The organism is Dactylosporangium sp. NPDC000555, assembly GCF_040300025.1.
GTDB lineage: Bacteria > Actinomycetota > Actinomycetes > Mycobacteriales > Micromonosporaceae > Dactylosporangium.
In genome coordinates, this window is the sequence record NZ_JBEPDB010000031.1 from 39,072 (window position 1) to 62,560 (window position 23,489).

The 23,489-nt window shown below is 73.0% G+C and carries 21 protein-coding genes; 8 read left to right on the forward strand and 13 right to left on the reverse strand.

All coding sequences use genetic code 11. From position 1 onward, the window contains the following. Window positions 1–225 precede the first annotated feature (225 nt). Window positions 226–1,668, reverse strand: a complete 1,443-nt coding sequence (locus ABT297_RS20105) for an alpha,alpha-trehalose-phosphate synthase (UDP-forming) (protein WP_350551566.1) — start codon at window positions 1,666–1,668, stop codon at window positions 226–228. 194 nt (window positions 1,669–1,862) lie between these two features. Here ABT297_RS20105 and murJ point away from each other — a divergent pair, with 194 nt between their 5' ends. Further along, on the forward strand, window positions 1,863–3,428 hold the full coding sequence (murJ, locus tag ABT297_RS20110; RefSeq protein ID WP_350551664.1) for a murein biosynthesis integral membrane protein MurJ: 1,566 nt from the start codon (window positions 1,863–1,865) through the stop codon (window positions 3,426–3,428). 101 nt (window positions 3,429–3,529) lie between these two features. Here murJ and ABT297_RS20115 read toward each other — a convergent pair whose 3' ends face one another. The 5 genes from ABT297_RS20115 to ABT297_RS20135 form a co-directional block, all read right to left on the reverse strand. Beyond that, window positions 3,530–4,603: a sugar transferase gene (locus ABT297_RS20115; RefSeq protein ID WP_350551569.1), complete on the reverse strand. Its 1,074-nt coding sequence runs from the start codon at window positions 4,601–4,603 to the stop codon at window positions 3,530–3,532. Between the two features lie 82 nt (window positions 4,604–4,685). Then, the gene (asnB, locus tag ABT297_RS20120; protein WP_350551571.1) at window positions 4,686–6,572 is read right to left on the reverse strand and encodes an asparagine synthase (glutamine-hydrolyzing); all 1,887 of its coding nucleotides are present in this window, start codon (window positions 6,570–6,572) and stop codon (window positions 4,686–4,688) included. 46 nt (window positions 6,573–6,618) lie between these two features. Beyond that, window positions 6,619–7,461, reverse strand: coding sequence for a WecB/TagA/CpsF family glycosyltransferase (locus ABT297_RS20125; protein WP_350551667.1), 843 nt, complete (start codon window positions 7,459–7,461; stop codon window positions 6,619–6,621). A 222-nt stretch (window positions 7,462–7,683) separates the two neighbouring features. After that, entirely contained in the window at window positions 7,684–8,598 is a 915-nt protein-coding gene (locus ABT297_RS20130; protein WP_350551574.1) for an ABC transporter substrate-binding protein, read from the reverse strand. Further along, window positions 8,595–8,939 carry a MerR family transcriptional regulator gene (locus ABT297_RS20135; RefSeq protein ID WP_350551577.1) on the reverse strand — a complete coding sequence of 115 codons (345 nt, stop codon included), beginning with the start codon at window positions 8,937–8,939 and terminating at the stop codon, window positions 8,595–8,597. Before ABT297_RS20135 ends, ABT297_RS20130 begins: the two co-directional genes overlap by 4 nt. Window positions 8,940–8,998: 59 nt before the next feature. On the opposite strand from ABT297_RS20135, the gene ABT297_RS20140 reads away from it, so the two are divergent. Next, entirely contained in the window at window positions 8,999–9,877 is an 879-nt protein-coding gene (locus ABT297_RS20140) for an imine reductase family protein (protein ID WP_350551579.1), read from the forward strand. A gap of 54 nt (window positions 9,878–9,931) precedes the next feature. Here ABT297_RS20140 and ABT297_RS20145 read toward each other — a convergent pair whose 3' ends face one another. From ABT297_RS20145 to ABT297_RS20165, 5 genes are all read right to left on the reverse strand, one after another. After that, window positions 9,932–10,330 carry a hypothetical protein gene (locus ABT297_RS20145; protein WP_350551582.1) on the reverse strand — a complete coding sequence of 133 codons (399 nt, stop codon included), beginning with the start codon at window positions 10,328–10,330 and terminating at the stop codon, window positions 9,932–9,934. Then, entirely contained in the window at window positions 10,327–10,698 is a 372-nt protein-coding gene (locus ABT297_RS20150) for a hypothetical protein (protein ID WP_350551585.1), read from the reverse strand. The genes ABT297_RS20145 and ABT297_RS20150 overlap by 4 nt, the downstream gene beginning before the upstream one ends. Window positions 10,699–10,745: 47 nt before the next feature. Then, window positions 10,746–12,401 (reverse strand): glycoside hydrolase family 71/99-like protein, encoded by a 1,656-nt coding sequence (locus ABT297_RS20155; protein ID WP_350551587.1) that lies wholly within the window; start codon window positions 12,399–12,401, stop codon window positions 10,746–10,748. A gap of 134 nt (window positions 12,402–12,535) precedes the next feature. After that, complete coding sequence (locus ABT297_RS20160; protein WP_350551590.1) at window positions 12,536–12,853, reverse strand: hypothetical protein; 318 nt, start codon at window positions 12,851–12,853, stop codon at window positions 12,536–12,538. Between the two features lie 120 nt (window positions 12,854–12,973). Then, entirely contained in the window at window positions 12,974–13,399 is a 426-nt protein-coding gene (locus tag ABT297_RS20165; RefSeq protein WP_350551593.1) for a DUF6158 family protein, read from the reverse strand. 70 nt (window positions 13,400–13,469) lie between these two features. Here ABT297_RS20165 and ABT297_RS20170 point away from each other — a divergent pair, with 70 nt between their 5' ends. The 6 genes from ABT297_RS20170 (at window position 13,470) to ABT297_RS20195 (ending at window position 21,895) form a co-directional block, all read left to right on the forward strand. Next, a complete protein-coding gene (locus ABT297_RS20170) occupies window positions 13,470–14,918 on the forward strand; it encodes a hypothetical protein (protein WP_350551595.1) in 1,449 nt (482 codons plus the stop codon). A 146-nt stretch (window positions 14,919–15,064) separates the two neighbouring features. Continuing rightward, on the forward strand, window positions 15,065–16,645 hold the full coding sequence (locus tag ABT297_RS20175; RefSeq protein WP_350551598.1) for a sensor histidine kinase: 1,581 nt from the start codon (window positions 15,065–15,067) through the stop codon (window positions 16,643–16,645). 139 nt (window positions 16,646–16,784) lie between these two features. After that, window positions 16,785–19,568: a helix-turn-helix transcriptional regulator gene (locus tag ABT297_RS20180; protein WP_350551601.1), complete on the forward strand. Its 2,784-nt coding sequence runs from the start codon at window positions 16,785–16,787 to the stop codon at window positions 19,566–19,568. A 388-nt stretch (window positions 19,569–19,956) separates the two neighbouring features. Beyond that, window positions 19,957–20,868: a phytanoyl-CoA dioxygenase family protein gene (locus ABT297_RS20185; RefSeq protein ID WP_350551604.1), complete on the forward strand. Its 912-nt coding sequence runs from the start codon at window positions 19,957–19,959 to the stop codon at window positions 20,866–20,868. Window positions 20,869–20,925: 57 nt separating this feature from the next. Next, window positions 20,926–21,564, forward strand: coding sequence for a TetR/AcrR family transcriptional regulator (locus ABT297_RS20190; RefSeq protein ID WP_350551607.1), 639 nt, complete (start codon window positions 20,926–20,928; stop codon window positions 21,562–21,564). Between the two features lie 112 nt (window positions 21,565–21,676). Continuing rightward, entirely contained in the window at window positions 21,677–21,895 is a 219-nt protein-coding gene (locus ABT297_RS20195) for a hypothetical protein (protein ID WP_350551670.1), read from the forward strand. Window positions 21,896–21,920: 25 nt separating this feature from the next. Here ABT297_RS20195 and ABT297_RS20200 read toward each other — a convergent pair whose 3' ends face one another. Both ABT297_RS20200 and ABT297_RS20205 read right to left on the reverse strand, forming a co-directional pair. Further along, a complete protein-coding gene (locus tag ABT297_RS20200; protein WP_350551609.1) occupies window positions 21,921–22,898 on the reverse strand; it encodes a LacI family DNA-binding transcriptional regulator in 978 nt (325 codons plus the stop codon). Between the two features lie 73 nt (window positions 22,899–22,971). Continuing rightward, on the reverse strand, window positions 22,972–23,475 hold the full coding sequence (locus ABT297_RS20205) for a DUF3995 domain-containing protein (protein WP_350551612.1): 504 nt from the start codon (window positions 23,473–23,475) through the stop codon (window positions 22,972–22,974). Window positions 23,476–23,489: the final 14 nt, after the last annotated feature.

Consider the following 23,489-nt stretch of genomic DNA (forward strand, 5'->3'; position numbering starts at 1 on the left):
GGACTGAAGTTCTGACCGCCGAGGCCAGTGCCGCGGCACCGCCCTGGGGCTGAAGTTCTGACCGCCGAGGCCAGTGCCGCGGCACCGTCCAGGGGCGATGCCGCGCCGTTGCCCTGGAGACGGGGTCGACCGCCACGCGGGTCACGTCGGGCGGCCCTGGAGGTCACGGTCGTGATCGGGAAGGCGGCCCCGGGTCGCGTCAGCGATTCCGGGGCGCCGCCATGATCAGGCCGGCTCCGTGGACGCGGCCTGTTGTCCGGATCTTGCGGAACGGCACGCGTCCAGCACGGCCAGCACGCGCCCGGCCCACCAGCGTGCGTCGTACCGTCGCACCGACTGGCGCATCCGGCCCATCGCCGCCTCCTCCTCGGCGGCGCGGCGTGGGTCGGCGGCCGCGGTGATCGCCCGCTTGAGGTCCTCCACGTCGTACGGGTTGACCATCGTCGCCTCGCCGAGCTCCCCGGCGACGCCGCTGAACTCGCTCAGCACGAGCACGCCGGTGTTGTCCAGCCGGGCGGCGACGAACGCCTTCGCGGTCGGGTTGACGCCGTCCCGCAGGGAGGTTGCCAGGAACACGTCGGCCAGGCGGAACAGGGCCACCAGATCGACCGGGTCGAGGTTGCGGTGCACATAGTGCACGACCGGCCGGCCGACGGCGCTGTGCGTACCGTTGATGCGCGCCACCAGTTGCTCGACGCGCGTGCGGATCCCGTCCTGTTCGGCGGACTGCCGCGCGGCCGGCACGACGACCTGGACCAGCACGCAGTCGGTCGCGCGAAGCCGGCGATCGGCCAGCAGCTCCCCGAACGCGGTGAGCCGCTGCTCGGCTCCGCTCGTCGCGTCGAGCCGGTCGACGGCGAGCAGCACGGCGCGTGGATCGCGCAGCTCCCTCCGCAGGCCGTCCATCCGCCGCCGCACGCCCACCCCCGCCGCGAGCTGCTCGGCCCTCTCCACGTCGGCGCCCATCGGCAGCGCGTCGACGACGACCCGGCGACCGCCGACGGTCACGACCTTGTCGTCGACCTCGTAACCGCCCAGGCCGCTCGCCAGCCGCACGATATTGCCGGCGCTACGACGGTCCGGAACCCGGATCGCGTCCGCGCCGAGGAGACCGTCGACGATCTCCGCGCGCATCGGCATCCGGCTGAACAGCTCCACCGGGGGCACGGGCAGCGGCAGGTAACAGCCGATGGTGAGGTCCGGCCGAGCCGCCCTCAGCAATGCCGGGACGAGCTGCAGCTCGTGGCCGTGCACCCATACGGCGGCGCCGGGCGCGGCCACCGCCGCCGCGGTAGCCGCGTAGCGCTCGTTGACGCTGCGGTACGCGCGCCGCCACCGCCGGTGGAAGGCGGGCCGCTCGACTCCATCGTGGTACAGCGGAACGATCGTCGACGCGCACTGGCCCTCGAGGTGATCGGCGATCTCCGTGGCCGACAGCGTCACCGGATACAGCGAGACCGCCTGAAACTTCTTCGGCGACGTCCCGTTGCCCGCGACGCCGTTCCAGCCGATCCAGGCACCGTTGCGCGCGGCCAGGGCAGGCCGCAACGCTCCCGCCCATGCGGCGTGCTCGCCCGCCCAGCGCCCCGGTCGGCGCCCGGTGTCCAGGGGCTCGGCGGGGATTCGGCTCGTCACGACGACGAGTTCGTGGTGGTTTGCTCCGTTCATCGATGGGTCCGTCGATGCGGGGTACATCGATATGAGCCTGGTCGGCGGCCATGACGGCCCCTCTGCGACATCGTGGCAATCTCATGACATTCGCCGGCCCGGCTCCGCGCCGGCCGGCTGGACAGCGGCCGGAAAGCCGAGCTATGAAGGGCAGCGTGGCAGTCGGATCGTCCCTGGGACGCGCGGGCCGGGGCATGGCCGTGGCGACCCTCGCGTCACGGGTGGCCGGATTTGCCAGGGTGCTGTTGCTGTCGGCCGCGCTCGGGCTGGGCAGCCGGCTGCTGGACAGCTACAACCTGGCGAACACGCTGCCGAACACGGTCTACGAGCTGGCCGTCGGCGGCGCGATGGCCAGTGTCATCGTGCCGTTGCTGACCCGGGCCGCGCTCGACGACTCCGACGACGGCGTGGCCTACGCCCAGCGACTGTTGTCGATGATCGGCTACGGGCTGGTCGCGGTCACTGTGGTGGCGACGCTGTTCGCCCCGTTCCTCGTGGAGCTGTACACGCCCGGCTTCACCGCGGACCAGCGGCAGCCGGCCGTGGTGTTCACCCGGTTCTTCCTGCCCCAGATCCTCTTCTACGGGGTGAGCGCGGCGACGGGCGCCGTGCTGAACACCCGGGGCCGCTTCGCCGCGCCGATGTGGGCCCCGTCGGCCAACAGCCTGATCGTCATCGCGGTCGGGTCGCTGTATCTCTTGGCCGGCGGCACCACCGGCACGCGCGAGTTGACCACGGCCCAGCTGCTGCTGCTCGGCGTTGGCACCAGCGCAGGGGTCTTCGCCCAGATGTCGCTGGTGCTGTGGGCGCTGGCCCGTAGCGGCTTTCCGGTCCGGCTCCGGTTCGACCTGCGGGGCGTCGGGATGCGCCGGATCGGCCGGCTCGGCGGCTGGATGCTGCTGTCCGTCGCCGCGGCGCAGCTGCTGTTCGCGGTCGCCACGAGATCGGCCTCGATCAGCGGGCTGGGCGGCATCAGCGCGTTCCAGAACGCGTGGGCGCTGTTCCAGCTGCCGTTCGCGGTCATCACCGTCTCGGTGATGACCGCGCTGCTGCCGAGGTTGAGCCGCAGCGCGGCCCGCATGGACCACCGCGGGATCACCGACGACCTCTCGCTGGCCATCCGGCTGGCCAGCGTCGCGCTCGCCCCGGTGGCGGCGGCCATGGTCGTACTCGGACCGCAGGTCGCGACGCTGCTGTTCGCCCATGGCCGCAGCACCGCGTCGACCGTGGGCCTGGTCGGGGTGCTCATGGCGGGATTCGGGCTCGCCGTGGTGCCGTTCACGGGCTACTCGATCATGCTCCGCGGGTTCTACGCCATGCAGGACACCAGGACGCCGGCGCTGATCAGCAGCGCGGTGAGCGTCGTCGGCGTGGCGGGGTGCCTGGCCGCGGTCGAGCTGCTGGCCCCCCGGCAGATCGTGATCGCCGTCCCGATCGCCTACGCGGCGGCGTACACCACCGGCCTGGTCATCGCGGGCCTCGTCCTGCGCCACCGGCTCGGCCGCATCGACGGTCGCCGGCTGGTCGGCACGCACGCCCGGGTGCTGGTCGCGGCGGCCGCGGCCGCCACCGTCGCGGCCGCGAGCGCCCGCCTCGTGACGGCGCTGGCCGGGCCGGCGTGGATCGCGGCGCCGCTCGTCCTCGCCGTCGCCGGCCTGCTCGGCGCGGCCACCTACGTGACCGCCGCCCGGCTGCTCGGCCTCGGCGAGCTCCGCCGTCTCGTGTCCACCGCGACGGCGGGGTTCCGGACCGGCCGCTGACAGCAGGTAGCGGTCCGGAGCGGAGGAGCCGCTCATCGGAGGCTCAGCAGGAGCTCATGCACTCGGGGGAGCGAGGCGGAGGAGAGGGCATGAGAGTGCGCTCATGCGCCCGGCATGCGCCCCGCGGGCTCGATCGGCTCGGGGGGCTCGGCCGCCTCGACGGACTCGAGCGGCTCGAGGGGCTCGAGGGAGTCGACGAACTCGGCGGGCTCGGGCCGGCTGACCGGATCGGCGGGGGCTCGGTTGGCCGGCACGACCACCGGGTCGTTGTGGTATCGGCGCTCGCCGCGAAGCGTGGTCAGCGCGGCGCGGCCGAGCAGTCTCAGGTCGAACAGCACGCTCTGTTCCCCGATGTACGCGAGATCCTTCACCAGCCGCTCCTCGGGCGGCATGTCGAACTTCTCGATCTGGGCGATGCACGCGATCCCCGGCCGTACGCTGTGCCGTTCGGCGTATCCGGGCACGGCCTTGAGATGGGTCAGGACCAGCACCGTGCGCAGCGGGCGCGGGCCGACCAGGCTCATCGAGCCGCCGAGGACGTTGACCAGCTCGGGCAGCTCGTCCAGGTGCCAGCGCCGCAGCCACCGGCCGACCGTGAGGGTGCGCGGATCGCTGCGCACCGACGCCACCGGGCCGGTGAGGCGCTCCGCGCCGTACCGCATGCTGCGGAACTTGAACTGCCGGAACGTGGCGCCGCCGCGGCCGACGGAGTTCTTGGTGAAGAAGATCGGGCCCGGCTCCTCGAACCAGATGAGCAGCGCGATGACCGGCCACAGCGGCAGCGTGAGGGCGAGCCCGAGCAGCGCGCCGGCGATGTCGAACAGCCGCTTCCCGCGCGGGGTCGGGCGCAGGCGCAGCCGGCCCGGGCCGTGGTAGGACAGGACCATGCGCTGGACGCCCAGGGAGGGCGGCGCGTTGTCCTCCACGAGTCCGGCGGTGGCGGCGCTGAGCACGATCCCGCCCGCGAACGCGCCGGTCACCAGCAGCAGGGCGGCGCGCGCCGGGACGTCGTAGCCGAGGCGCATCCAGAGCCACGGCGCGAGCATCAGCCCCACCGAGACCAGGAAGGCGATCCGGCAGGCCCAGGCGCGGGCCGGCTGCGAGATCAGGGATGCCAGGACGACGGCGGGCAGAAACGCCAGGATGAGCGACGTCAGCAGCCCCCAGTAATTCACGGTTTCTTACCTCCAGCAGTGCCACGGCGTCGTGGCGCGCGTCGCCGCCGACGGCCCCGGGCGAAGCCGCGGCTCGGGACCACTAGCGGTACGCCTTCTCCTGCTCGGCCCACATCGTGAACAGCAACAGGATCCACAGCTCCCGGGCATGTTCGGCCGTGCCGCTCAGGTGCTCCTCGACGATCCCGTTCACCTCGTCGAACCGGAAGTAGCCCTGCCGCTGCAGGACGTCCCGGCTCAGGTATTCGCGCAGCAGCGGCCGGTAGACGCCACGCAGCCACCTGGGCAGCGGCGCGTTGAAGCCCTTCTTGCGCATCGCGACGATCTCCGGTGGCAGCAGGCCGGCCATCGCGCGGCGCAACAGCCATTTCGGCCGCAGGCCCGGGAGTTTCAACCGGCCCGGCAGGGAGAAGGCGAACTCGAGCACGGGGGTGGCCAGCAGCGGGACCCGGACCTCCAGCGAGTGGGCCATGCTCAGCCGGTCGACCTTGGTGAGCACGTCGTCGGGGAGGTACACGTGGGCGTCGGTGTACTGGAACCGCGTCAGCGGATCGAAGCCCGCGCCGGCCCGGTCGTGGGTCTCGTGCGTCTCGTAGGCGTCGGTCATCTCGGCGAACACGTCGGGCTGCAGGAGCCGCGCCTTGTGCGCCTCGCGGAAGACCACCCGCCAGAGGTAGTGGCTGCGGCCCGGGTCCTCGATCGCGTTCTCGACGAACCGGCGGGCCCTGAAGTCGAAGCTCGCCTTGGCGTCCGAGCTGGGCAGGAAGCGCAGCAGGGCCGGGGCGATCCGGGCCGTCAGCGGACGCGGCAGGTGCCGGTAGTAGCGGGCGAGCTTGTCCGCCTGGTAGGTCGCGTAGCCGGCGAGGAGCTCGTCACCGCCGTCCCCGCTCAGCGCCACCGTCACCTTCTGGCGGGCGAGCCCGCACAGGTAGTAGGTGGGCACCATGGACGGGTCCGCGAACGGCTCGTCGAAGGCGGACAGCATGCCCCCCGCCACGTCGTCGGCCCGCGGTTCGACCAGCAGGGCGGTGTGATCGGTGCCGAAGTGCCGGGCGATCAGGGCGGCCTCGCCGCGCTCGTCGTAGGACCGGTCCGCGAAGCCGACCGAGAACGTCTTCAGCGCGGCGTCCGGCTCGGCGAGGCGGGCCGCGGCGACGACGGTGCTGGAGTCCATGCCGCCGCTGAGGAAGAAACCGAGCGGTACGTCGGCGGCCATCTGCTGGCGCACACCGTCGACGATGAGGTGGCGCAGGACGCGCTGGGCCGAGGCGGCGCTCAGGCCGGAGCGCGGTGCCACGTCGGCGAGGGCCCAGTAGGGCTTGACCGTGTACGCGTTGTCCTGCCACACCAGCGACGTGCCCGGCGGGAGCTTGCGGATCTCCCGGTACATGGTCCGCGGCGCCGGCACGTACATCAGCGACAGGTACGCACCGAACGCCCGCAGGTCGGGCGTTCGGTCGGGGACGGCGCTCAGCACGGCCTTCATCTCCGAGCCGAACACCAGGCCGCCGTCGCGCTCGGCGTAGTACAAGGGCTTCACCCCGACGCGGTCGCGGCACAGGACCAGGCGCCGGCGGGCCCCGTCGTACAGCGCGATGGCGAACATGCCTTCCAGGTGCCGCACGAAGTCGGCGCCGTGCTCCTCGTACAGATGCGGGATGACCTCGGCGTCGCTGCCGGACAGGAACCGGTGGCCGCGCGCGGCGAGCTCGCGGCGCAGGCGCCGATGGTTGTAGATCTCCCCGTTGAGCACGGCGTGCACGGTCCCGTCCTCGGAGCGCACCGGCTGCCGCCCGTGCGCCACGTCGATGACGGCCAGGCGCCGCACGGCCAGCCCGGCGGCGCCGCTGACGTAGTAGCTCTCGTCGTCCGGGCCGCGATGCGTGAGGGTACGGCACATGGCACGCAACCGGTCCGGGTCGACCTCGCGCGCGCCGTCCGCGATCACCACGCCGGCAATTCCGCACATTCGATTCTCCGCTTCGGCTGATCGCTGACAGGGCTGGCGGGTGCAGTCAGACCGGCGGCGGCTCGGGCGGGCGGTACACCGGCTCGGGCGCCACCGGGATCCACAGCCGGGTCTTCTGCGCGGCCAGCCGGGCCAGGTAGCCAGGCCCGAGGAGCAGATAGCGGCGCCAGAGCCGGCGCGGCTCGCGGCTCAGCCGCCACAGCCAGGCCAGGCCGTACCGCTGCATCGGCAGCGGTGCGGGGGTGAGCAGGCCGGCGTGGTAGTCGAATGCCGCGCCGACGGCCAGCAGCGGCATGGCCAGCAGCGGTCGCATCGCGTGCACGAACGCCTCCTGGCGCGGGCAGCCGAGACCGACCAGGACCAGCCGGGCACCCGACCGGTTGATCCGCTCGGCGATCCGCTCCGGCTCGCCGGGGTGGGCGGTGCGGAACTTCGACGGTTCGGCGCCGGCGATGCGCAGCGGCGGCAGCGCCTCGGTCAGCGACTCCGCCAGCCGTTCGACGGTCGGCGCCGTCGAGCCGTACAGGTAGACCGGCAGCGCATCCGCGGCCGCCCGGCGCAGCACCCGCAGCGTCAGGTCGGGCCCGCTGACCCAGTCCCGCAGCCCCGCCCCGTGCAGCAGGTTGAGCGCCCACCGCACCGGCTGGCCGTCCGGCGCCACCACGTCGAAGGCGTTGAGCCGGGCGTTGTGCGCGCGGCTCGCGACCCCGGTCATCACGCCGTGCACGGCCAACGCGCTGAGGATGAACGGACGCCGGTCCCGGGCGGCCGCGATCACGCGCGCGACGGCCGCGTCGTAGTCGATGACGTCGACCATGACGCCCAGCACGTTGCGTTTGCCGCCGTCGATCCCCGTCGAGGCACGCCGAACCGCCGGGCCGCCCGGCATGCGGGAGCGGTCCGGCGCAAACCCGATACTCAACCGTGTTCCTTTCGCCTCGCCCTCTTCGCACGGGCCGCAAGCCGTACGGCACAGTGCGAACTCGCTTCGGGGCGTCGGCGAGCCAGTACCCCCGCGAACGCCGCTAAACGCGACGCGCCGGAGCGTGCGGGGGTGGCTTTGCGAGGTGACGCGCCGTCGCGGTCATGACGGCGTCGTGTTCGGCCCGGATCAGGCCACGCGGCGCACGGCGCCCTCGGGGGCCGGGGCGGCCACGGCGGGGTGCAGGACCGCCGCCAGGGCCTCCACCCCGTCGACCAGTCGCGGGCCGGGCCGCACCACGAGCCCGTCGGCGTCGATCGCCCACACCTCGGCTTCGGGGAAGCGCGCAGCTACCGGCCCGGCCTGGGCGGCGGCGCCGTCGAGGTGGTACCCGCACGGCGAGACCACGACGACGTCCGGGCTCGCCGCGGTCAGCTCGGCCCAGTCGGCCGGCACCGACCGCTCGCCCGGCCGCGCCGCGACGGGCTCCCCGCCGGCCGCGACGACGAGGTCGGGCACCCAGTGCCCGGCCGTGAACGGCGGGTCCACCCACTCCACGACGAGAACCCGCGGCCGCTCCCGCCCGGCGACCCGCGCCGCCACCGCGCCGAGCCGCTCGCGCAGCCGCGCGACGAGCGCCGCGGCCCGCCCGGCTGCCCCGGCCCGCTCCCCCACCGCGACGATCGTGCCGAGCACCTCGTCGAGCGAGTGCGGGTCGAGCGACAGCACGTCCGCGCGGCAGCCGAGATGATCGAGCGCGTCCTCGACGTGCCCGGACGGCAGCGCGCACACCCGGCACAGGTCCTGCGTGAGAATGAGGTCCGGCGCCAGCGCGGCGAGCGCACCGGCGTGCAGCGTGTACAGGTCCTCGCCGGCGGCGAACCGCGACCGCACGTACGCGTCGATCTCGCCCGGCGTCAACCCCTTCGTGTCGCGCCCGCCGACAACGACGGCCTTCTCCGCACGCGCGGACGGCGGCTCGTCGCACTCGAAGGTGATCCCGACGAGCCGGTCGCCGAGCCCGAGCGCGTAGACGATCTCCGTGGCCGACGGCAGCAGCGACACCAGGCGCATGACCTCGACGGTATCCCCCGGCCGCGTCACGCGCCGATGATGCGGTCCAGCACGTCGCGGGCGGCGGCGAGGCCGTCCATGGTCTCGGTGATGCGGGCACGCTCGCGGGCCAGGCCGTCGAGAAGCTCGGGGCACTTCGGGGCGAGCACGGTCGCGCCGTCGGGGACGCAGGGCAGGATCTCGGCGATCGTCGCGGTGCCGAGGCCGGCCGACAGCAGCAGCTGGATGTGGTGCACGGTGTGCTCGGCCTGGGGCGGGTAGTCGCGGTAGCCGCTCGGGCGCCGCCCGGGTCGCAGCAGGCCCTGCTCCTCGTAGTACCGCAACGCTCGCGGGGTGGTCCCGGTCAGCCTCGCCAGCTCGCCGATCCGCATGCCCGCAGGAGATCACGGGCTTGACCTTCACGTCAACGGAAGGGTTTAGCGTCGGTGGCATGAACGACGAACCTTGCGCCGTCGCGGTGCTCGGGCTCGGGCCGATGGGGCGGGCGCTCGCCGGCGCCGCGCTCGCGGCCGGGCACGCCACCGTGGTCTGGAATCGCACGCCGCAGCGCGCCCACCCGTTGCTGGACCGGGGCGCGGCCCTCGCCCCGAGCGCGGCCGAGGCGCTGCGCCGCGCCCCGGTGGCAATCTGCTGCCTGCTCGATTACGGCGCCGTCCGCTCTGCGCTGGACGGCGCCGAGGGTCCGGCCGTGCTGGTGAACCTCGGCAGCGGCCACTCCGGCGAGGTCCGCGGGATGGCCGGCTGGGCGGCCGCCCGCGGCATCGAATACCTCGACGGCGCCATCCTGACGCCCGCGCCCACCATCGGCACGCCCGCCGCGACCATCCTCTACAGCGGTCCCAGGCCGATCTTCGACGCCCACCAGGCCGTACTGCGGGCCTTCGCCGCCGATCCGCTCTTTCTCGGCGAGGAGGTCACGACGGCCGCCGCGTACGAGATGGCGCTGCTGGACCTGTTCGTTATGTCCACCGGCGGCCTCGCCCACGCCTTCGCGCTCGCCACCGCCGCGGGACTCGACCCGGCGGCGTTCGCCAGGTTCGCCGGCGGCATCGGCGCGCTCCTGCCCGAGATGGCGCATCGGTACGCCGGAAACCTGGCGGCCGGCACCTTCCCCGGCCAGCCGTCGACCCTCGGCTCGGCGTCCGCGGCGCTGGCCCACGTCGCCGCCGCGTCCGCCGACCTCGGCGTGGACGCGGGACCGCTGCACGCGCTGCGTGCCCTGTTCGACCGGGCGGTCGTCGCGGGCCACGGCGGCGAGGGGTACGCCCGGCTGGCCCGTTTCCTGACCGACGAGCGCACCCACCGGTAGCTCAGACCCGCCGCGCGGGAGATCGTCTCGTCCGGCCACGTGCCGCCGGAAAGGTCATGACCTCGGCTGTCTGCGGCGCACGAGCAGCAGGGCGACCACGCCGGCGAGGGAGGCCACGGCGACGGCGCTGCCGGCGGCGGTGCCGGCGGGGCTGACCTCGTTGACCGTGGCGCCGTTGAGGGTGGCCGGGACCCGGGCGCCCGGATCGTCGCCGTAGGTCTCGACGAAGTGGACGGCCTCGCGGCGGATCGTGCCGTCGCTGGACTCGAAGGTGCCGGCGCACTCGTACCGGGGCCGGTGGGAGCCGGCGTCGAACGCGCACGACCGGACGGTGACGGTGCCCCGGCGGCCGGTCGCGTAGTGCACGACGTCGGTGAGGATCGCCGCGCCCGCGCACAGCGCCAGGAGGGCCAGCAGGCCCGCCGTGGCCAGCAGGGCGCGGCGCCGGGTCATCGCGTCATGCCGGCGATGGTCTGCGCGAAGGTCGACTCGGCCGCGGCGATCAGCTTGTCGCGGCCGTCGTGTCTCGGCTTCCGGCGCCACCCCGCGTTGTCGTCGCGCCGGGCGCTGTTGTCGTCGCGCCGGGCGCTGGACACGAGGACGGGCCGCACGTTGCCGCCGCCGATGGACGGCGTCCGGTGCAATAGCCGCTTCGCCTGATCGCCGATGCCCACGGTCTCGTAAACGACGGCCTCCTCGCCGAGGCCGGGCACGTGCTGTCGGGGCCGGCCAGCTTCGCGGTAGCCGGTCTCCTGGTGCTGACCGGCGACCGCTAGGAAGCCATCATTGTATGCCCATGCCTTGACCAACCGCTGACCCACCGCTGACCCACCGCTGACCCAACGAGCAGGTCAGGTCGGCGGCGGGGTCAGGCGGTCACGAGGTCGAACTGCTCCCACTGTCCGATCGCCGTGCGGTTGGCGATCAGCGGCGCGGCGCCGCCGTTGTCCGCGCACACGTACTGGTTGTTGGCCGCGGCCAGCAGGCTCACCGTCCCGTTGGCGTTGCGGACGAGCCGGAAGGTCTCCCACTGGCCGGCGGCGGCGCGGTTGGCGATCAGCGGTGCCGCGCCCGCGTTGTCCGCGCAGACGTACTGGCCGTTGATCCGCGCCCGCAGCGCGATGTTGCCGCCGCCCAGGTCGATCTGGTCGAACTGCTCCCACGCGGCGACCACAGACGCGGTGGCCTGCAGCGCCGAGGCGCCGGCGTTGCGGGCCGAGACGAACAGGTTGTTCGCGCGGGAACGCAGCGCCACCGTGCCGGTCGGGGGCGGGGTCGTCGGGCCGCCGGCAATGGGCTGGGTGGGACGGGTCGGGGTCAGGGGCGCCTGGCCCTTGAACATGCGGCCCCCGTCGGCGGTGATGCGCAGATAATAGTCCGCCGAGCAGGCCACGCCGTCGGCGTCCAGCGCGGGGTGGCCGAAGTTGGTCGGCTGCATCGACGCGTTCTCGGCGGTCTTCGCGATCTGGTTGCCCTCGTTGAACTCGTCGAACATCGACACGTACAGGCCCTGGGCGCCCAACCTGGTCATGTTGTAGATGTGGCGCCAGTAGAAGTCGCCGTGCGCGCGGGCGCCGGCGGACAGGTCGCCGGGCATCACGCAGGGCTGGTAGTCGATGCCGCGGGCGTTGCAGTCCGCCTGGTCGCCGACGTTGACGTTGTTGTAGTAGGAGTCCAGACCGGCGATGTCGCCCGTCCGGCCGACCATCCACGGGGAGATCATGTTGAAGGCGTGGTAGACGTCGAGGAACCCGGGGCGGGAGTCGTTGACGCCGGTGCGCCACCAGGTCGGCACGCCGCCGATGACGTAGCAGCCCTGGGCCTTGAACCAGTTGATGACGTCCAGGCACGGTCCCGGCGCGAACGGCCTTCCGGAGTCGTTGAACCCGAAGCCCCAGATGCACACGACCGGCTTTCCGTTCTGCCGGGCGTACGCCGAGGAGGAGGTGTACGCCGACATCTTGGTCGTCCAGTCGGTCTTGATCTCCGACTGCATGTTCGTCCAGCTGGTGACGTCGTACATGATGTAGAACTTGCGGCCGTACGTCTCGGCCGCGCTGCGGACCTTCGCGGCCATCGCGTCGCGGGTCGGGCCCTCGCCCCCGAACGGGTTGAAGCGCTGCAGCGCGGCGGTGTCGCAGCCGTAGTCGCGCATCCACTTGAAGTGCGTGTCCACGGTCTGCTGGTCGTAGGAGGAGAACAGGCGCGCGGGCTGGCCGTTGCCGAGGTTGGCATACGCGGTCGTGTAACCCTTGGTGAACTCGCGCATGTCCGGCCACGAGACGATCGTGGTGTTACTGGGGGACGGAGGCTGGCCGCCGTTGCGGCTCCAGTGCCACCACGAATTGATCGGCGCGCCGTCGCCGGGGCAGGCGAACCACCCCTGGTAGCCGACGGTGATCTTGCCCACCACGTCGCCCGGGGCACTGGCCGCCTCGGCAGTGCCGACGGTGAGATAACCGACGGCTCCGAGGCCGGTGGCGGCCAGCCCGGATGCGAGCACCTGACGTCGTGTGAGACTCATGAGGTTCCTTTCGGCGCGGCACAGGAGCGCGCCGATCGCACCTGCGGGTCTGCCTCAGAATTCTGCCGACGTCGATGTGCTTGTCAACGCTTATCATCCGATGATTCGGTGCCGAACGAAGAAATAATGACCCCCTAAGGTCCGGTGCCCCGCACCAATGCTTCGATGCCGTGCGGTCCGCAGGTCCATCCCTTGAACACCATGGTCGAATCGGAAAGCTGGGTGCGGTCGCCGAGGACGACATGCAGCCGCACGGCGGCCTCGGACCGGCAGAACTGCGGGTGCGGGGTAGCTCGCGCGAGGGTGATCGTCCGCGGCGGGGCCGCCGGGGCGGCCGCCAGCAGCGCCAGGGCGGCCAGCACGAGCACGCGCACGCCGGGCCGTCTTCGCAGGGGCGCGGGCCCGGGCAGGTCGTCGGGGTCGATCTCAGAATAACGGTCGAGGTCGATCACCGGGGTGATGCTACCCGGCGGCCACGACGTTCTGGGCCCGCTGCGGCGAAAAGCATCGCGCCCGAGTCGGCTCGACCACCCGGCCGTCCTCCTCGTCGCCGGGTGCCCGGCGGGACAACGTCAAGCGTTTGATCGAGCCCGTGCCCCGGCCCGCAGGCGGCGCGGGTCCACCTCGCGGTCGGGGAAGCGGCGCAGGTACTCGGTCTCGAGCTCCGCGGTGCGCTCGTCGTGGTGTACCAGCGCCTGCGGCGAGGCGTGATGGAAGGTGTCGTCCCGGGTCTTGTGCAGGTGGCGCAGTTCGCGGAACAGGTCCGCGTCGGAGAGCTCGCCCGCCGGCACCCCGGTGCCCAGGATCGCTCGGCCGTTGAGCTGTACCAACGCCTCCGCGGCCTCCTCCTGCGCGTACTCACCCTCCGGCAGCGCCTCCAGCGCGGTGACGGCCTCCGCGGGCAGGTCCAGGGCGACGGCGCGGCGGTAGATCTCGCTGCGGCTGACCCGCTCCCGCCCGGCGTAGACGTCGTCCAGCAGCTCCTCGATGTCGTGCATACGATCTCTTTACCCGCCCCGCGCCAGGCGACACCCCCGGACGCGACGGAAGGCTGGTATAGATCACGGTATGTGGAACCGGGCCGAGCGGGCGCTGCGCGCCGCCTACCGCACGGGCGCCCCGCTCGATCTCGGCGGCTCGGGCGAACCGCGGGCCCGGGCGCGGGCCACGGTGCGGGCCTCGGTGCTCGCCGAGCTGCTGCTGGCCGGCCCGCCGCCCCGGCCCGGCCGCACGGCCCGCGTCGACCTCGCCGGCGCCCGCATCACCGGCCGGCTGGACCTCACCGGCGCCCGCATCGACGCCCCGCTGCGCCTGCGCCGCTGCCTCTTCGACGAGCCGCTGCTGCTCGACCACGCCGAGCTCGGCTCGGTGAACCTCGACGAGTGCGTGCTGCCGGCCGTCGAGGCGGAGTCGCTGCGCGTGCGCCGCTGGTTCGGCATGCGCGACGCGCGGGTGGCCGGCGCGGCCTGGTTCCACCACGTCCGGGTCGGCGGCGCACTGGACTTGGCCGGCAGCGCCTTCGGCGGCGCGGTCAACCTGCAGCGCGCCGTCGTGGAGGGTGACGCGAGGCTCGGCCACGGCGCCGTGTACGCGGCCGGCCTGCGCCTGGAGGGCGCCCGCGTCGCCGGCGACCTCAACATCGCCCAGGCGAGTGTGCGGGCCCCCGCGGCCGGCCCGGCGATCGGCGCCGGCGGCGTGACCGTGGGCGGGGGCCTGTGGGCGCACGAGCTCGTCGCCGACGGCACCGTGGTGCTCATCGGCCTGCGCGCCACCGCCGCGATCACGCTGCAGCACACCACCCTGCGTCACCCGGACGGCCACGCGCTGCTGCTCATCGAGGCGCAGACGGCGATGCTGACGCTGCGCCCGGCCCCGGACTCGGCCGGCACGATCTCGCTGCGCGACGCGCACGTCGGCCGGCTCGTCGACGACCCGGTCGGCTGGCCGGCGGGGTGCCAGGTGGAACTGGCCGGCCTGACGTACGACCGGATCAGCCGCCGCTCCAGCGACACGGCCGAGTGGACCGCCCGCCAGCGCCTGGCGTGGATGGCCAGGTACGGCACCGACTTCGCGCCCGGCCCGTACGATCAGCTCGCCGCCGCGCTGCGCCGTGACGGCCGGGAACAGGAGGCCCGCGAGGTCCTGCGGGTCCGCGAGCGGCTGCGGCACCGCGCGATGGGTCGCCTGGGCGCGATGTGGGGCTCCGTCCAGAACGTCACGATCGGCTTCGGCTACCGCCCGGCGCGGGCCCTGTTGTGGCTGGTCGCCGTGCTCGGTGCCGGGAGCGCGTGGTTCGCGTGGAGCGGCCCGCTGCACCCGGTGAAGGCGGACGAGGCGCCGACGTGGGATCCGCTGCTGTACACCCTGGACCTGCTGGTACCACTGGTCGACCTCGGCCACGAACGGGCGTGGGACCCGACCGGCGCGGACAAGGCGGTCGCGGTCCTCGTCATGGCGGCGGGCTGGATCCTGGCCACCACCGTCGTCGCCGGCGCGAGCCGCGCCCTGCGCCGATGATGGGCGTACGCATCCGACACCATGGGGTTGCCGCCGCACCGGACGATCAGGTCGAAACCGGCGGACGACCGCAGGGTGCGGTAGCGTTGCCTACGTGTGGTTCTGATCGCGTTCGGTCAGGATTGGCCCATTCTTCGGGCAGACCCTTGTCGTCCCTTCTCGCAATCGCTGCGGCGCTGGTGGCCGCCGTCGTCGGTCTGGGCAGTTCGGGGCTGCTGAGCCCGTGGTGGTCGCTGTTCGTCTACGACTACACGCAAGTCTTCGTCGCGTTCGCCGCGACCCTCGCCTGCTGGATCACGGCCGGTCGGCATACCGGCGGGCAGCGGTGGTGGCGGGTGTGGATGGGCGCCGCGATGTGCGGTTGGATGATCGGGCAGATCCTCTGGTCCTGGTACCAGCTGTTCCGCAACGTCGAGCTGCCGTCGCCGTCGCTCGCGGACGCCGGATATCTGATGATGCCGGTGTTCGCGCTCGTGGCGCTCATCGCCCTGGCCGCCGACCGTCCCAAGCAGGGTGTGCCGCGGCACCGCCCGGAGCAGTTGGTGATGGTCCTCGACGGGCTCATCGTCGTGGGTGCGTTGTTCGTGCTCAGCTGGGCCACCGCGCTCGCGCCGGTGGTGCGGGCCGGTGCGGTCACCCCGCTCGCCTACTCGGTCGCGATCGCCTACCCGCTCACCGATCTGTTGCTGACCGTCATCGTCGTCCTGCTCATCGCCGCAGCCTCGTCGACGGCGAAGCGATTGCTGATCATTCTCGGCGCCGGGCTGTTGTGCCTGGCGATCTCGGACAGCATCTTCGCGTACCGGGTGTCCGCGGGTGCACAGAGCGTACCGACGCTGATCGATGCCGGGTTCGTCGCCGGGCTCGCGCTCGTCACGGTCGCCGCGCTGGCCCCGGCCCAGCAGACGCCGGGCTGGGCCGCGCGACCGGACGCACGGTGGGGCCAGCTGCTGCTGCCCTACGTGCCGGTCGCCGGCATGGGCGTGCTGTTCGTTGTACAGCGCGTCCGTGGCATCCCGACGGACACCGTCGAGATCGTCGTCGAGACCGTGGTCATCGCACTGCTGATCATCCGCCAGGCGGTCTCGCTCGTGCAGAGCGCCAACCTCGTCGCGTCGAGGGCGCGGCTGGTGCTCGCCACCGACCAGACCCGCCGGCAGCTCGAGCGCGATCTGCACGATGGCGTTCAGCAGCGACTCATCTCGCTGGCGCTGGACGTCCGCCGTGCCGAGTCCGACGTACCGCCGGAGCTGACCCAGCTTCGACAGCAGCTGTCCGCCGTCGCGGCCGGGTTGAGCGGCACGGTCAACGACGTGCGCGAGCTCTCGCGCGGCGTGCACCCGGCGATCCTCACCCAGGGCGGCCTGCGACCCGCGCTGCGCGCGCTGGTCCGCCGCTGCGGCGTCCCGGTGGAACTCGACGTGAAGGTCGACGGCCGGCAGCCGGAGCCGGTCGAGGTCGCGGCGTACTACGTGGTGGCGGAGGCGCTGACGAACGCCGCCAAATACTCCCAGGCCACGCTCGTCCACGTCGGAGTGCAGGTCCAGGGTGACTACCTGCACCTGTCGGTGCGTGACGACGGCCTCGGCGGCGCGGACCCGAGGCGCGGCACGGGCCTCACCGGACTGACCGACCGCGTCGAGGCCCTGGGCGGCACGCTCACCCTCGACAGCCCGGCCGGCCAGGGCACTCGCCTGCAGGCCGAATTCCCGCTCAACCAGCGCTGACCAGGCGGCCATGACGGCGGAGTACGGGCGCTGAGGACAACAGCTTCCCGGCGAGTTGCCTGATCTCTAGGATTCGGGTGGCGGGCCGGGACAGTCATGGAGTTCACCGGGTCCGGGGTTCGAACCCTCGGCGGTCCACGTGCTCAATTCGCCTGCTGGTGCCGGCGACGCCGATCTCGTCGGCCGTGACGATGATCTGGCGGCGCTGCGTTCGTTCGTGGATCGGGCACGGCGGGCGGGTGGCACATTGCTGCTCGTGGGCGAGCCCGGTGTCGGCAAGACGGCGTTGCTGGGGGCGGCCGCTGGGCACGCCGAGGCGGCGCGGACACGGGTCCTGACGGCTTCGGGCACACAGTTCGAGGCGGCGCACAGCTTCTCGGCCCTGCACCAGGCGCTGCATCCCCTGGTCGAGGACCTCGGCGGGTTGAGCGCGACCCACCGGCGGGCGCTCGGCGTCGCGCTGGGGATCCGCGCCGGCGCCCCGCCCAGCCTGCTGATGATCGCCAATGCGACGCTGGCGCTGCTCGAACGGGTGGCGTCGACCGCCGCGGTACTGCTGATCGTCGACGATCTGCATTGGCTGGATCGCGCGAGCGCCATGGCGCTGGCCATCGTCGCCCGGCGCGTACCGGCTCGCGTCGGGCTGCTGGCCGCGTACCGATCCGGGGAGGAGAGCTTCTTCGACCGGGCGGGTCTGCCCGTCCATGAGATTCGGCCGCTCGACGATTGGGCCGCCATAACGCTGGTTGCCCAGCGGTTCCCGGCGCTCGTTCCGCGGATCCGGCGGCGCCTGCTCGACGCGGCGCAGGGCAACCCACTCGCGCTGCTGGAGCTTCCGCTGGCGCTCACCGATCGGCAGAAGTCCGGACTGGGAACGCTGCCCGACGTACTTCCGCTGAACCGCCGTCTGCAGGCGGCGTTCGAGTCGCGGGTGAGCGGCCTGCCCGCGCCGACCCGGCGGTTGCTGCTGCTGGCGGCGCTGGACGGCACCGGCCGGCTGAGCACCCTGGCCGCCGGCGACGCGGCCCTCGCGGACCTGGCTCCGGCCGAGCGGGCAGGTCTGGTCCACGTCGACGAGCGTGCCGGTGCCCTGGCGTTCCATCACCCGCTGACCAGGTCGGCCGTGGTCGATCTGTCCACGGTCGACGAGCGGATGCGTGCACATGCCGACCTTGCCGAGGCACTGGCGGACCGCCCGGAGCGCTCCGCCTGGCACCTGGCCCAGGCGACCGCCGGGGCGAACGAAGCGGTGGCCCGCCGGCTCGAGGACGCCGCCTACGCGATCCGCAGCCGCGGCGACGCCGCCGGTTCGGTCACCGCGCTGTTGCGGGCCGCCGACCTCAGCCCGGTCGGGGCCGATCGCAGTCGCCGGCTCGCCGAGGCGGCGTACCTCGGCGCGGTCGTGACCGGCGACCTGCGGGACGTCCCTCGCCTGCTCGCCGATGCCCGCCTGGGCGAACGCGAGCGGAACCGGTCGCTCGTCTCCGCCGTCGCCGCCGCTCATCACCTGCTGCTCAGCGGCGAAGGCGACATCGACACCGCCCACCGGCTGCTGGTCGGCGCCGTCGAGATGCAGCCGACCCCGTACGACGGCGGCAACCCCACGCTGGTCGAGGCGTTCTACACCCTGGGCTGGGTGTGCTACTTCGGGGGACGGGCCGAGCTGTGGAAGCCGTTCCACGCCGCGCTCGCCCAGCTCACCGATGGAGTACCCGAGCTGCTCACGCTGCTGGCCGGCACGTTCGACGACCCGGCGCGCACCGCGGCGCCGCTGCTGGACCGGATCGACACGGCGATCGCCGGCCTGGTCACGCAGGCGGACACGGTGTGGAGCATCCGGGTCGGCCTTGCCGCGATGTTCGTCGACCGGCTGACGTTCTGCCGTACGACGCTGTCCGGCATCCTGGGTGACGACCGCGGCACGGCGGTGACCCTGTCACTGCACGCCCGCTCACTGCTCGGGCTGGACCAGCTGATGACCGGCGAGTGGGAGGATCTGCGCTCGCTTGCCGAGGAACACGTCGAGCTGTGCCGCGCGCACGACTACCGGCTGCTGGAATGCCTGGGGCTGTATCTGCTGGCGATGCTGGCCGCCGCGCGCGGCGAGCGCGACACCCTCAAGCAGCTGACCGACCGGATGACGATGTGGGCGACGCCGCGCCGTGCCGTGCTCGTCCTGCGCATCGCCGCCCAGGCGAAGCTGCTGGACGCGCTCGGCCGCGGGGATTTCGAGGAGGCGTACCGGCAGGCGACGGCGATCGCCCCCATCGGTGAGCTGCCCGCTCACGTGCCGCACGCGCTCTGGGTGATCATGGACGTGGTGGAGGCCGCGGTGCGTACCGGGCGGATCGCCGAGGCGGCGGCGCACGTCGCGGCGGCCCGCGCGTGCGGCGTGGCGGAGGTGTCCGCGCGGCTGGCGATGACCGTCGACGCGGCGGCCGCGCTGGTCGCGACCGAGGAGCAGGCACCGGCCCTGTTCGACTCGGCCCTCGCCGCGGGCGGCGAGCGCTGGCCGTTCGAGCGCGCCCGGATCGCCCTCGCCTACGGCGAACGGCTGCGGCGGGGCAAAGCCACGACCCGGGCTCGCGACCACCTGACGTCCGCTCTGGACACCTTCAACCGGCTGGGCGCCGGCCCGTGGGCGGCCCGTGCGGCGGCCGAGCTGCGCGCCACCGGCCTGACGGTCCACCGTCTGCCCTCGGCCGGTCCGGCCGCGCTGACGCCGCAACAACGGGAGATCGCCGAGCTCGCGGCCGCCGGCCTGACCAACAAGCAGATCGGCGAACGGCTGTTCCTCTCGCCCCGGACCATTAGTACCCACCTCTACCAGATCTTCCCGAAGCTGGGCATCACCTCGCGCGCCGCGCTGCGCGACGCGCTGGCGGACACCGGCGCCACGGGCCGGCCCGCACGCAACGGCTGACGCGGGCGTCGCGCGGTCCGCTACCGAATCGAGACCTCCGTAGAAGCTCCCCAGCAGCCCGGCCGGTGTGCACGCGGTGAGCCGCGGGCGCCGGGCCGTGTGATCCGAGACCTCCTGGAGACCAGGAATGGCCATGAGCCGCACCGCCCGGGCCGGTGGCGGCCGGTCCGGGCGGAGACCGTGAGAGCACCCTAAAAGTGTTGTACGTCGATATCGACCGGCTGTCAAAGGTTCGTTCGCCATGCGGAAACAATGTCCGTTCGACCCGGCCGGGCTGCCCGTACAGCCGAAATCCGCGGTCAGCGACGGTTAACCGACAATGCCGAGCTACCGCGGCAACATCCGAGTCCCTAGGCTCGGCTCGTCGCCTGACTGGGGAGGTTGCTTCATGGCCGTCTACGTGGACCCGCCGGCTTCCGCGGACGAGCTCCGCCAGAGGCTCTACGACGGCCACCTGCTCGTGCTGACGAAGCTGCCCTCCGTCGCCGAGTTCGTGGAGCACGCCCGCGAACAGCTCACCGAGTTGTTCGCGCCGCACGACCCGGAGCACGTCCACGAGCACATCGCGCCCGAGGCGATGGCCGAGCTGCTCGGCCCGTGGAAGCCGCGCTTCATCCACCACGAGCGGTCCAAGACGCTGGTGCGCAACATCATCGAGGAGGCTGGCTTCAAGGCCGCCGAGACGCACTTCGACGTGCCGAAGCCGCGCACCTCGTTCCCGATCGGGCACCTCAACACCGGCGTCGCGTTCGCCTTCCCCTGGCACCGCGATGTGTGGTACTCGGCCCCGAACCAGCAGCTGAACTGGTGGCTGCCGGTGTTCCCGGTGCGTGAGACCAACGCGATGTCGTTCGACCTGGACCGGTTCAACGCCCCGGTGCGGAACAACTCGGGCGACTTCGACTACTACCGCAACAACGTGGGCCGGCTCACCACCGCGCGGTCGGTGCAGGCGGAGGCCCAGGTGCGCCCGGGCGCGTACGACCACAACCCGCCCAACGAGCTCATCGCGCTGCCAGCGCCCGGCCAGGTGCTGCTCTTCTCCGGCGCGCACCTGCACCGCTCGACCCCGAACACGTCCGGGCTGGCCCGCTACAGCATCGACTTCCGCACCGTGCACGTGCCCGACGTGCTGGCCCAGCGGGGCGCGCCGCTGGCCGACACGTACTGCACCGGCACCGCGATCCGCGACTTCGTCAACGTCGCCGACGAGTCGCGCTTCGACGAGGACACCGTGGTCGAGCTCTACGGCGCTCCCCCGGCCGACGCGATGCTGGTGTTCGGGGCGCCCAAGGCCTGACGTGCCCGCCGCGCATTTCGATTGACGGAGTGAGTACTCACTCCGTACTGTTGGGGCATGACCGAACCAACGCGTTCCCGGCGCCGCGCGCCGGGCATGACCACCGAGCAACGCCGCGAGATGATCCTGCAGTCGGCGCTCCCCCTCGTCGCGGAGTACGGCAGCGCGGTCACCACCGCACAGATCGCCCGGGCCGCCGGCATCGGCGAGGCGACCGTCTTCCGGGTGTTCGCCGACAAGGACGAGCTGCTGCAGGCGTGCGTCGCACGGGCCCTGGACCCGACGAACGTGCTGCGCGAGCTTCGATCGATCTCCCTCGACCAGCCCCTCGCCGACCGGCTGGTGGAGGCCGCGGACGCGCTGTCGGCCCACCTCGGCCGCATGGGGGCCGTGCTCGGCGCCCTGCACGCGTCGGGCCACCAGCACCGGCGCCGCCCACCGGTCGAGGACGAAGGCGCATCCGGCCGCTCGACGGGCCGCGACGCGTCTCAGGCCGAGACGAAGGCGGCCGTCGCCGAGCTGTTCCAGCCCGAGGCCGATCGGCTGCGCCTGCCCGCCGGCACCGCGACTGACGTGTTCCTGGGCATCATGTTCAGCCGAGGACGGTTCGCGCAGACCGGGTCCGACCCGATCGACGTCGCCGAACTCGTCGACCTGTTCCTGCACGGCGCGCTGCTGGCCGCTGATCCCGCCTGACGGCCGCCACCGTGCCGACCGCCCGGAGCCGGCACGACCGCCGCCGCAACGCCAGAATCCCACGGTGCGGCCGCGTGGATTAGCCCGGCCCGGCGGGGGTACGGAAGACGGCATGGACGACGACGCACCGATCATCTCCGGGATACCGGCCGCGGCCCGCACGGTGGACGCGGTCGGCGCGCACAATGCCCGCACCGGCGCGGACCAGGAGTGGACCGCGGAGGACCTCGCCCTGGCGGAGGGGCGCGATCCGACCCCGGCCAACGTCCGGCGTGCCCAGCGGGAGCTCGACGAGCTCGGCCCGGCGGCGATCGAGAAAACCGTGCCGTAGACAGGCAGCCGATGCGGGGGCGTGTTCAGCGCACCTTGAGCACGGGGGCCAGCATTGTGACGGAGGGCTGGACCTCGTTGTTGAGCAGCCCGGCGAGGCGGTGCACCGCGGTGCGGGCCAGCTCCTCCACCGGCAGGGACACCGAGGTGACGGGCGCGGCGATCCGCTCCACGGCGTCGTCGGGGCAGATGGCGACGATGTCGACCTCGGGCCGGCCGAGCCCGGCGAGGCGATCGACGACCAGCGGCAGCGCCCACTCGTTGTAGACGACCATCGCGCTGATGTCCGGGTCGCGGGTCAGCAGGTCGCTCAGCGCGTCGACCACTCCGCCGGCCGAGGGCAGGCACGGCGTCCACGTGGCCGCGGCGCCCTGCTCGCGCAGGGCGTCGAGGGCACCGTCGCGGGCGTGCGCGGCGTAGGCGGCGCCGCGCCGGTAGGCCTCCGGGTGCTGACCGAGGAAGCCCACATGGGTGTGGCCGCGGCTCAGCAGGTGCTCGGCGGAGGCGCGCCCGCAGGCGGCGAAGTCGAAGTCGACATACGGCAGGCCGTAGGGGCTGTCCGGCGTACCGACCAGCACCGCGGGACACTTGAGCGAACACAGCAGCTCGACCCGGGGGTCCCGCTGCTGCACCTCCATGAGCATGACGCCGTCGACCATCGCCGAGCCGACGGCGTCGCGGATCGCCGAGGTGCCGTCGTCGTCGGTGAGCATGAGCAGCTTCAGCCCGGCACCCTGGGCGGCGGTGAGGGCCGCCCACACGTAGGGCATCTGGACCTGGTTGTGCGGCCCGTGCACGAGCGGCAGCGCCATGGCGATGACCCCGGTGCGCCTGGTGCGGATCGACCGGGCACCGGCGTGCGGGCGGAACTGCAGCTCCGCGATGCTCGCCTCGACCCGGGCGATGGTCTCGGCGGAGATGGACCGGTTGCCGCTGAGCACGTAGGAGACCGTGCTGCGCGACACCCCGGCGTGCTTCGCCACGTCCGCGATGGTCACTGCCATTGGCCGAGTCTCCTCCCCGCGCGGCGTCGCCATGCGGCCGGGCTTCGCGCCGGTCCCGCCCAGCACGTGCGGTTCAGGCCGCCGCGCCGCCGGGCGCCGGCCGCCCGCCGCGCTCGCGGTCCGGACGGCGGCTGCCGAGCAGTTCCGCGCCGAGCGCCAGGCCCCAGGCCAGGAACCAGGGGTCCCAGAGGTACAGGTGCCACCGGATCGCGGACCGGTTCGCGCCGGGCGCCGCGTCGATGAGGCCGGCCTCCACGAACGCCTGGCCGGCGACGAGCAGCCCGCCGTACGACACCAGCACGACCGCGGCCGTCCACGCCACGAACCGCAGCGGCCGGCGCCACGGCCCGGGCCGCGCGACCGCGAGGCCGGCCAGCGCGACGGCCAGCTTCAGCGCCGCCGTGACCCACACGATCGCGATCAGGCCCGGGTCGCGGGCGCGGCCGAGCTCCTCGATCGTCCCGCCGAGCGTGCTCAGACCGGCGGTGCCGCCGGCCGCCCAGTAGGCGCTCACCAAGGCGTACAGCAGTCCGAGCACGAAGGCGGCCCACCCTGCCCACCCGACACGACGTTCCACGCCGCAATTCTGCC

What these genes read in the sequence shown, in the direction of transcription:
- ABT297_RS20105 (WP_350551566.1), bottom strand. Translation starts at nt 1,668, where the DNA reads ATGAACGGAGCAAACCACCACGAACTCGTCGTCGTGACGAGCCGAATC.
- murJ (WP_350551664.1), top strand. Translation starts at nt 1,863, where the DNA reads ATGGCCGTGGCGACCCTCGCGTCACGGGTGGCCGGATTTGCCAGGGTG.
- asnB (WP_350551571.1), bottom strand. Translation starts at nt 6,572, where the DNA reads ATGTGCGGAATTGCCGGCGTGGTGATCGCGGACGGCGCGCGCGAGGTC.
- ABT297_RS20125 (WP_350551667.1), bottom strand. Translation starts at nt 7,461, where the DNA reads ATGCCGGGCGGCCCGGCGGTTCGGCGTGCCTCGACGGGGATCGACGGC.
- ABT297_RS20135 (WP_350551577.1), bottom strand. Translation starts at nt 8,939, where the DNA reads ATGCGGATCGGCGAGCTGGCGAGGCTGACCGGGACCACCCCGCGAGCG.
- ABT297_RS20140 (WP_350551579.1), top strand. Translation starts at nt 8,999, where the DNA reads ATGAACGACGAACCTTGCGCCGTCGCGGTGCTCGGGCTCGGGCCGATG.
- ABT297_RS20145 (WP_350551582.1), bottom strand. Translation starts at nt 10,330, where the DNA reads ATGACCCGGCGCCGCGCCCTGCTGGCCACGGCGGGCCTGCTGGCCCTC.
- ABT297_RS20155 (WP_350551587.1), bottom strand. Translation starts at nt 12,401, where the DNA reads ATGAGTCTCACACGACGTCAGGTGCTCGCATCCGGGCTGGCCGCCACC.
- ABT297_RS20165 (WP_350551593.1), bottom strand. Translation starts at nt 13,399, where the DNA reads ATGCACGACATCGAGGAGCTGCTGGACGACGTCTACGCCGGGCGGGAG.
- ABT297_RS20170 (WP_350551595.1), top strand. Translation starts at nt 13,470, where the DNA reads ATGTGGAACCGGGCCGAGCGGGCGCTGCGCGCCGCCTACCGCACGGGC.
- ABT297_RS20185 (WP_350551604.1), top strand. Translation starts at nt 19,957, where the DNA reads ATGGCCGTCTACGTGGACCCGCCGGCTTCCGCGGACGAGCTCCGCCAG.
- ABT297_RS20190 (WP_350551607.1), top strand. Translation starts at nt 20,926, where the DNA reads ATGACCGAACCAACGCGTTCCCGGCGCCGCGCGCCGGGCATGACCACC.
- ABT297_RS20195 (WP_350551670.1), top strand. Translation starts at nt 21,677, where the DNA reads ATGGACGACGACGCACCGATCATCTCCGGGATACCGGCCGCGGCCCGC.
- ABT297_RS20200 (WP_350551609.1), bottom strand. Translation starts at nt 22,898, where the DNA reads ATGGCAGTGACCATCGCGGACGTGGCGAAGCACGCCGGGGTGTCGCGC.